Source organism: Amycolatopsis sp. NPDC059021 (assembly GCF_042739895.1).
Lineage (GTDB): Bacteria > Actinomycetota > Actinomycetes > Mycobacteriales > Pseudonocardiaceae > Amycolatopsis.
In genome coordinates this window covers 5,557-13,843 of the sequence record NZ_JBHYIQ010000169.1, presented here as the reverse complement: position 1 = coordinate 13,843, position 8,287 = coordinate 5,557, and the positions used below count along the sequence as shown (strand labels likewise).

8 protein-coding genes are annotated in these 8,287 nt (G+C 69.6%); 5 read left to right on the top strand and 3 right to left on the bottom strand.

Translation table 11 applies throughout. The annotated features are described in order from the left end of the window. Positions 1 to 299 precede the first annotated feature (299 nt). The 4 genes from ACFWX1_RS46460 to purE are packed head-to-tail and all read left to right on the top strand — an operon-like array spanning position 300 to position 4,536. Complete coding sequence (locus ACFWX1_RS46460; RefSeq protein ID WP_378396342.1) at positions 300 to 1,646, top strand: glycosyltransferase 87 family protein; 1,347 nt, start codon at positions 300 to 302, stop codon at positions 1,644 to 1,646. After that, the gene (locus ACFWX1_RS46455) at positions 1,624 to 2,820 is read left to right on the top strand and encodes a glycosyltransferase 87 family protein (RefSeq protein ID WP_378396341.1); all 1,197 of its coding nucleotides are present in this window, start codon (positions 1,624 to 1,626) and stop codon (positions 2,818 to 2,820) included. The genes ACFWX1_RS46460 and ACFWX1_RS46455 overlap by 23 nt, the downstream gene beginning before the upstream one ends. Positions 2,821 to 2,840: 20 nt before the next feature. Then, positions 2,841 to 4,025 (top strand): 5-(carboxyamino)imidazole ribonucleotide synthase, encoded by a 1,185-nt coding sequence (locus ACFWX1_RS46450; protein ID WP_378396340.1) that lies wholly within the window; start codon positions 2,841 to 2,843, stop codon positions 4,023 to 4,025. 13 nt (positions 4,026 to 4,038) lie between these two features. After that, the gene (gene purE, locus ACFWX1_RS46445; RefSeq protein WP_378396339.1) at positions 4,039 to 4,536 is read left to right on the top strand and encodes a 5-(carboxyamino)imidazole ribonucleotide mutase; all 498 of its coding nucleotides are present in this window, start codon (positions 4,039 to 4,041) and stop codon (positions 4,534 to 4,536) included. A 20-nt stretch (positions 4,537 to 4,556) separates the two neighbouring features. Here purE and ACFWX1_RS46440 read toward each other — a convergent pair whose 3' ends face one another. The 3 genes from ACFWX1_RS46440 to ACFWX1_RS46430 are packed head-to-tail and all read right to left on the bottom strand — an operon-like array spanning position 4,557 to position 6,888. After that, positions 4,557 to 4,949 carry a type II toxin-antitoxin system VapC family toxin gene (locus tag ACFWX1_RS46440; protein ID WP_378396338.1) on the bottom strand — a complete coding sequence of 131 codons (393 nt, stop codon included), beginning with the start codon at positions 4,947 to 4,949 and terminating at the stop codon, positions 4,557 to 4,559. Beyond that, positions 4,934 to 5,182: a type II toxin-antitoxin system Phd/YefM family antitoxin gene (locus ACFWX1_RS46435; RefSeq protein WP_378327998.1), complete on the bottom strand. Its 249-nt coding sequence runs from the start codon at positions 5,180 to 5,182 to the stop codon at positions 4,934 to 4,936. The genes ACFWX1_RS46440 and ACFWX1_RS46435 overlap by 16 nt, the downstream gene beginning before the upstream one ends. A 44-nt stretch (positions 5,183 to 5,226) precedes the next feature. Then, a complete protein-coding gene (locus tag ACFWX1_RS46430) occupies positions 5,227 to 6,888 on the bottom strand; it encodes a class I adenylate-forming enzyme family protein (protein ID WP_378396337.1) in 1,662 nt (553 codons plus the stop codon). Between the two features lie 100 nt (positions 6,889 to 6,988). Between ACFWX1_RS46430 and ACFWX1_RS46425 the strand changes: the two genes are divergently transcribed. Next, positions 6,989 to 8,161 carry an acyl-CoA dehydrogenase family protein gene (locus tag ACFWX1_RS46425; RefSeq protein WP_378396343.1) on the top strand — a complete coding sequence of 391 codons (1,173 nt, stop codon included), beginning with the start codon at positions 6,989 to 6,991 and terminating at the stop codon, positions 8,159 to 8,161. Positions 8,162 to 8,287 lie beyond the last annotated feature (126 nt).

The window sequence follows — 8,287 nt, the reverse complement described above, 5'->3', positions numbered from 1 at the left end:
GTCCCGAACGGAGCGTTCGCGACAAAGCGTGGCGCCGGCCCCGCCGTGCCGGTGGAGCCAGGCTCGACGTCGTGAATGCGTCATTCGGGACGTCGAGCGTCGTGAACGGCGCATTCGGGACATGCCGGCACTCGGCCGGCCCCACATAACCCCAGCTCACGGCCCATTTCCGGCCGGAAGAGAAGCAAGGGACCTTTGCTATTGTTGTTGAGCGGAACTAACGAGCGGTAGCAAAGGTCCCCCGCTCCCGCCAGTACCCTTCTCGACCCGGGGAATCACGCTCATGATTTCCTGATGAGGTGACCAGGACCGTATCCTCCGCCACAGACGGCGAAGTTCCGGCGAAGGCTTCCCAGCCTCGTCTGGCCCTGCGAATCTCACTCGCGCGCCTGTCCGTCCGCCCGCGGTCGATCCTGATCCTGGCGGTGGTGCCGCTGGCGGCCATGGCGTACGCCATCTGGGGGGCCACGCACGACTGGCATCTCGGCGTCGACAGCGCCGTCTACCGTGCCGGTGCGCTCACCCTGCTGCACGGGGATTCGCTCTACGACGCCAACACGCTCCTCCCGGAGCCGTCGTGGGCGCTGCTGCCGTTCACCTACCCACCGGCGGCGGCGGCGCTGTTCGTCCCGCTCGCGTGGTTCCCGGTGCAGATCTCCTGGGGCCTGCTCACCGTCGTCACGCTGCTGTGTCTCGCGCTGTGTGTGCGGATCGCGATCGGCGCCCTGCCGCGTCCCGCCGAGGACGGCCCGCGCTGGTGGGCCTCGCCCGCCCGCTCGACGATCGTGTTCTCCCTGGTCTTCCTCGGCCTCGAGCCGGTGTGGCGGACGATCTTCCTCGGCCAGATCAACATCGTCCTGATGGCGCTGGTCATGCTGGACGTGCTGGTCATCGGCGCGCGCGGCAGCCGCTGGGGCGGGGTGCTGGTCGGCGTCGCGGCCGCGATCAAGCTGACGCCGATCGTGTTCGTCGGGCACCTGTTCATCACCGGCCGCCGCAAGGACGCCATCCGGGGCTTCGTGACGTTCGTGCTCCTGCAGGGCGCGATGTTCCTGATCAATCCGCACGACGCGGCCAAGTACTGGACGCAGACGCTGCCCGACACCGGCCGCATCGGCCCGGTGCACTGGGCGGGCAACCAGTCCCTGAACGCGTTGATGAACCGCGCCACCGACCTCGCGCCCTGGGCGTCGAAAGTCGCGCTGGCCATCGGGTTCCTGCTGCTGATCCCGGCGCTGTGGCTGGTCATCCGCTTCCACCGCAGGGGCCAGGCGCTCGCCTCGCTGCTGGTCACCGCGTTCTGGATCCTGCTGATCTCGCCGATCTCGTGGACCCACCACTGGGTCTGGGTGGCGCCGCTGACCGTGCTGCTGGTCTCCCGCCTGCCGAAGACCACCCCGGCGACGGCGTGGAAACGCTGGCTGGGCACGTTCCTGGCGATCTTCGTGTTCGTCAGCTGCGTGCTGCTGATCCTGCCGAACGGCCGGAACGTCGAACTGCACTGGACGGTGTGGCAGAACATCCTCGGCAGCGCGTACATCCTGATGCCGGTGGTGCTGGCCGCCGCGCTCGCGTTGCGCTGGGGCCTGCAGCGGCGGGCCCGCCGCAAAGCCGAACACGTCCATGCCGAAGCCACCCCGGACTGACGCACGCGCCGGCTGGGTCCTCGCCGGTGTCCTGGCCGCCGCCGTGCTCGCCCTCGGCGTCGTCGCGTGGCTGGCGCACTGGCAGCTGGGCGCGGACAGCGCCGTCTACCGGGCGGGCGCGATGGCCCTGCTCAAGGGCGAACCGCTCTACACGCGGGACGTCCTGACCACGCTGCCGGACTGGGTACGGCTGCCGTTCACCTACACCCCGGCGGCGGCACTGCTGTTCCTGCCGTTCGCGCTCGTGCCGTCCGGGCTGCTGTGGGGCGTCGTCGGTTTTTTGTCGGTGGTCTGTCTTACCGTCGTCATCGCGGTGGTTCTGTCGCCATCGGGGCGCTCACGCGTGGTGTGGGCGCTGCCGGTGGGAACGGCCTCCGTTCTGGTGCTGGAACCGGTGTGGAAGACGCTGTTCCTCGGCCAGATCAACTTGATACTGATGGCGCTCGTGGTGCTCGACGTGCTGGTCCTCTCGGCACGCGGGTCGCGGTGGGCGGGCGTGCTGATCGGCGTGGCGGCGGCGGTCAAGCTGACCCCGCTGATCTTCGTCCCGCACCTGTTCTTCACCGGCCGGTGGAAGGACGGGCTGCGCGCGGTGGGCACGTTCGTGGTGCTGGAGGCGGTGATGTTCGCCGTCATCCCGGTCGACGCCGCGCGCTTCTGGCGGGATTCGGCCACCGACCCGAGCCGGGTCGGTTCGGTGCACTGGATCTTCAACCAGTCGCTCAACGGCCTGGTCAGCCGGGCCTCGCAGCTGGCGCCGTGGTCGCTGTTCGTGGCCGTCGCGATCGCGGCCGTGCTCGCCGTGCCCGCGGTCTGGCTCGTCGTGCGGTTCCACCGGCGTGGCGAGGAGGCGGCGGCGCTGCTGGTCACGGCGTTCTACGGGCTGCTGTTCTCGCCCGTTTCCTGGTCACACCACTGGGTGTGGGCGGTCCCGCTGATCATGCTGCTGCTGGTCAAGGGCCGCCGGATCGCCGCGGGTGTGGTGTTCGTGCTGTTCGCCAGCCAGATCGTGATGCTGGTGCCCAACGGCGGCGACACCGAGTTCCGCTGGGGCCTCGGCATGGCCGTGCCGGGCAATCTGTACGTGCTGGCGGCCGCCGCCGGGATCCTCGGCCTCGCCGCTCGTGAGCTGCGGCTCACGCGCCGCAGGTCGGCGCGGGTCGCGCCCGCCTAGGTGGTTAGGCTGAGCGCGCTATGGACAAACGCACCGGTCTTCCCGTCGTCGGCATGGTGGGTGGCGGGCAGCTCGCCCGGATGACCCACCAGGCGGCGATCTCCCTCGGCCAGTCCCTGCGTGTGCTCGCCGCGGGCGAGAACGAGTCCGCCGGTCTCGTCGCGGGCGAGGTCGTGCAGGGGCACCACACCGACCTCGACGCGTTGCGCGCGTTCGCGAAGGAAGTCGACGTCGTCACGTTCGACCACGAGCACGTGCCCGGTGAGCACCTGCTGACGCTGGCGATGGAGGGCTTCGTCCTGCGGCCGGCGCCGGACGCGCTCGGCGTCGCGCAGAACAAGCTCGTGATGCGGGAACTGATGGCCGGTCTCGACGTCCCGGGCCCCGCCTTCGCCGAAGTGTCCACAGTGGACGACGTGGTGGCGTTCGGGAAGGCGCACGCGTGGCCGGTGGTGCTCAAGGCCGCGCGTGGCGGGTACGACGGCAAGGGCGTCTGGATGCTCGACACCGCGCAGCAGGCGCGCGAGGTCGTCCCGGAGCTGCTCGCGGCCGGGACACCGCTGCTGGTCGAGGAGAAGGTGACCATGCGGCGCGAGCTGTCCGCGCTGGTCGCGCGTTCGCCGTTCGGGCAGGGGGCCGCCTACCCGGTGGTGGAGACCGTGCAGTCCGCCGGGATCAACACCGAGGTGCTGGCCCCGGCGCCGGGGCTGAGCGCCGCGCGGGTCCAGGAGGCACAGGATCTCGCGCTGCGCATCGCCGCGACGCTGAAGGTCACCGGCCTGCTCGCCGTCGAACTGTTCGAGACCGACGACGGGCTGCTCGTCAACGAGCTCGCGATGCGCCCGCACAACTCCGGGCACTGGACGATGGACGGCGCGCGGACCTCGCAGTTCGAGCAGCACCTGCGGGCCGTGCTCGACTACCCGCTCGGCCGCACCGACCTGCTCGCCCCGGCGTGCGTGATGGCCAACGTGCTCGGTGCCGAGGTCGCGCCCGGGATGGGGCCGGACGAGCGGCTGCATCACCTGTTCGCGCGGTTCCCCGATGCCAAGGTGCACCTCTACGGCAAGGAGGAACGGCCGGGGCGCAAGCTCGGGCACGTGAACATGCTGGGCGAGGAGATGGAGGCGCTGCGCGACCAGGCACTGCTCGCCGCGCACTGGCTGTCGCACGCCGTCTGGCTCGACGGCCACGAGATCCACTGAGAGGGTTGGGATTATGGCGCCGCAGGTGGGCGTGATCATGGGCAGCGACTCGGACTGGCCGGTGCTGGAGGCCGCCGGGGCCGCGCTCGACGAGTTCGGCGTGGAGTACGAGGTCGGCGTCTACTCGGCACACCGCACGCCGCAGCGCATGCTGGACTACGCGACGTCGGCGGCGTCGCGCGGGCTGAAGGTGATCATCGCGGGTGCCGGCGGCGCCGCGCACCTGCCGGGCATGGTCGCCTCGGCCACCGTGCTGCCGGTGATCGGCGTCCCGGTGCCGCTGAAGTACCTGGACGGCATGGATTCCCTGCTCTCGATCGTGCAAATGCCCGCCGGTGTCCCGGTCGCGACGGTGTCGGTCGGCGGTGCGCGCAATGCCGGGCTGCTCGCGGTGCGCATCCTCGCCGCCACGGACGAGACGCTCCAGGCGAAGATGGCGAAGTTCCAGGCCGATCTCGAAAAACTGGTGCTGGACAAGGACGCCGCCCTGCGCGCCAAAGCCGGTCGCTGACCTGAGCGCGGGGCGTTCCTTTAGACCGGGACGATCTCGAGCAGCTCGTCGAGACCGGACAAATCCTTGGCGTTGCGGGTGTACAGCCGCGCGTCGTGGGCGTGCGCGGTCGCGGCGATGAGGAGATCCATGGTGCGGGCCCGGGGCTGGCGACCCGCCATCACGACAGCGGCCGCGATCTGGCCGTAGCTGACGGCGACCATGTCGTCGATCGGCAAGGCATGGAACTCCTGCTGCAGGACGCTCAACCGGTGAAGCCGTGCCGCCCGGCTGGCCGGATTACCGGCGACCAGGACGCCGAACTGCAACTCGGCGAACGTGGCCGCGCTGATGGCCAGCTGGCCCGGGAGCGGGGGCACGTCCGTGGCGATCACGACACTGGTGTCGAGGACGGCCTTCACGCCGTGGCCCACGGATCACGGAGCTCCTGGTCGATCTTGTCGCGGTCGCTCTCCCAGTCCGGGTCGGCGGGACCGCGGAACAGAGCGGACACCTCGGCGTAGGTCCGCCAAGTTCGCTGCTCGACAGGCACGAGCCGCACGCTGGGGCGCCCGGAGACGGTGATCAGTACTTCTTCACCGGCCTCCGCCTGGCGCACCAGCTCGGAAGCCTGCTGCCGAAGCTCGCGTAGTCCCACAACGCTCATAGGAACCAATGTAGCACAAGTGCTACCCAGGTTGCCGTGGTACGTCAGGAGAGCTGCTCGCGGAGTTCGCGTTTGAGGACCTTGCCCGCCGCGGACACCGGGATCTCGTCCACGAAGTACAGCTCCCGCAGCCGTTTGTAGGGCAGCACCTGGGCGTTCACCGCGTCGAGCAGCGTGTCGGCGTCGAGGCCGTCGCCGGGTTCCTTCACCACGAACGCCACCGGCAGCTCGCCGACGTCGTCCCGGGGCCGTCCCACGACGGCGGCCGTGACGACACCAGGATGCGCGGCGAGCAGTTCTTCGAGTTCGCGCGGGAAGACGTTGTATCCCTTGTACAGCAGCATGTCCTTCTTGCGATCCACAATGGACAGATAGCCGTCCTCGTCGAGCACGCCGATGTCGCCGGTGTGCAGCCAGCCGTCGACGAGCGCGGCCGCCGTCTCCGCCGGGCGGTGGCGATAGCCGGTCATCACCTGCGGGCCGCGGACGCAGACCTCGCCCTGTTCGCCCGCCGGGAGCGCATCTTCGCCCCCTTCCGCGGAGACGATCTTGATCTCGGTGTCGGGGGCGGGCAGTCCCACGGAGCCGACCTTGCGGGTGCCCGAGCGATATGCCGGGGAGGTCACCGCGACCATGGTGACCTCGGTCAGTCCGTAACCCTCGACGATGGCGGCGCCGGGGAAGCGGTCCTGCAGCGCGTTGATCATCTCGTGGCTCATCGGCGCCGCGCCGGAGCCGAGGGTGCGGATCGAGGACAGGTCCGCGGTCGCGAACTCCGGGCAGGCCAGCAGCCCGGCGTACAACGCGGGCGCTCCGCCGATCGAGGTGACCCGCAGGCGCTCGGCGTCGGCGATATACCTTGCCGGATCGAAGCGTTCGTGCAGGACGACCGTCGTCCCGACGAGGACGACGGCGTTGAGCGCGGCGATCGTCCCCATCGCGTGGAACCACGGGGTCACGTTCACGACGACCCCGGTGCCGTGGCGGGTCGGCCACTCGTCGGCGCTTCCCACCTGCTCGACGGTGACGTCGCCGTGCTCGTCGAGCAGCGGCCGTGCCCCGGTCTGCGAGCAGACGTACTGCAGGGTGTTCACCACGACATTGCGGTGCGGCAGCTGGACACCCTTCGACCGCCCGGTGGTGCCGCCGGTGTACGCGAGGTGGGCGAGATCGGTGCGGACGTCGATGTCCACTTCGGGCCGGGTGGACGGAAGCTCCGCGTGGAAGGCCTCGAACTCGGCTTCGTTGTCCCGAAGCGCCTCGGCGGGTGAGACGACGATGACGGAGCGGGCCGGGATGCGGTCGGCGACCGCGGCGAGCGTGCCCGAGAGCGGGCCGTAGGTGACGACCACCGCGGCCTCGCAGTCGGTGAGCTGGAAGGCCAGGTCGTCCGGCGGGAGCAGCGGGTTCGCCGGGCTGAACGTGGCGCCCGAGAGCAGGGTCCCGTAGTAGGCGACCGGATAGGCCAGGCAGTTCGGCAGGTGCAGCGCGACCGTGTCACCTTGGCCGATCCCGTGTGCGATCAGCGCGTTCGCGAACCGGCAGGCGGCTCGGTAGAGCTCGGTGAAACTCAGCTCGCGCTCGCCGTGCGCGAACGCGGTGCGTGCCCCGTAGCGGCGGGCGGCCGCGGCGAGGATCGACCCGACCGGGACGTCGGGATAGTCCAGCGAACGGGGGAGACCGGGCGGCGGCGCGGTGATCGGCATCACCCGACCATAGGAAGGATGCGGCCAAGCCCACAAGGACGCATCATGTGAACGAGCGCTAACATCGGTGAATCCATACGCTGCGGAAGAGGTGGCAGAAGTGTCTACGGTGTCCGACGGCCCCGGGCTGTACCAGCTCGCCGAGGAACACGAGGAGCTGCGGGCCGCCGTTCGCGCGCTCGCCGAGAAGGAGATCGCGCCGTACGCGGCCGAGGTCGACGAGCAGGAGCGTTATCCGATCGAGGCGTACAACGCGCTCGTCAAGTCGGGTTTCAACGCCGTGCACATCGGCGAGGCGTACGACGGCCAGGGCGCGGACGCGATCGGTGCCTGCATCGTCATCGAAGAGGTCGCGCGCGTCGACGCCTCGGCGTCGCTGATCCCGGCGGTGAACAAGCTCGGCACGCAGCCGATCATCCTGTCGGCGTCGGAGGAGCTGAAGAAGCTCGTCCTGCCCTCCATCGCCTCCGGCGAGGCGTCGGCGTCCTACGCGCTTTCGGAGCGCGAGGCCGGCTCGGACACCGCGTCGATGCGCACGCGCGCCCGGCTCGACGGTGATCACTGGGTGCTCAACGGTACGAAGTGCTGGATCACCAACGCGGGTGAATCCTCCTGGTACACCGTGATGGCGGTGACCGACCCGGAGGCGGAGAAGAAGGCCAACGGCATCTCGGCGTTCGTGGTCCACAAGGACGACCCTGGCTTCTCGGTGGGCCCCAAGGAGAAGAAGCTCGGCATCAAGGGCTCGCCGACTCGCGAGATCTACTTCGAGAACTGCACGATCCCGGAGAACCGGATCATCGGCGAGCCCGGTACCGGCCTGAAGACCGCGCTGCGCACGCTCGACCACACGCGCCCCACCATCGGCGCGCAGGCGCTCGGCATCGCCCAGGGCGCGCTCGACGCCGCGGTCGCCTACGTCAAGGACCGCAAGCAGTTCGGCAAGACGATCTCGGAGTTCCAGGGCGTCCAGTTCATGCTGGCCGACATGGGCACGAAGATCGAAGCGGCCCGGAACCTCGTCTACGCCTCGGCCGCGGCCTCGGAGCGCGGCGACAAGCGCGCCGGTTTCATCGCCTCCGCGGCCAAGAAGTACGCCTCGGACATCGCGATGGAGGTCACCACCGACGCCGTCCAGCTCTTCGGCGGCGCCGGCTACACGCGTGACTTCCCGGTCGAGCGCATGATGCGCGACGCGAAGATTACCCAGATCTATGAAGGCACCAACCAGATCCAGCAGCTCGTCATGGCCCGCGCCCTGCTCCGCGGCTGAGGTTCCGGCCTGAAAGACCACAACCGGCTGTGGGGGGGGGGGGCGGGGCGGTGGGGGAACACAGGGGGCGGTGGTGTGTGTTTTTTTATCTAGAGTGGGGGCGCTGAGGTTTTATTTGTGTGTGTG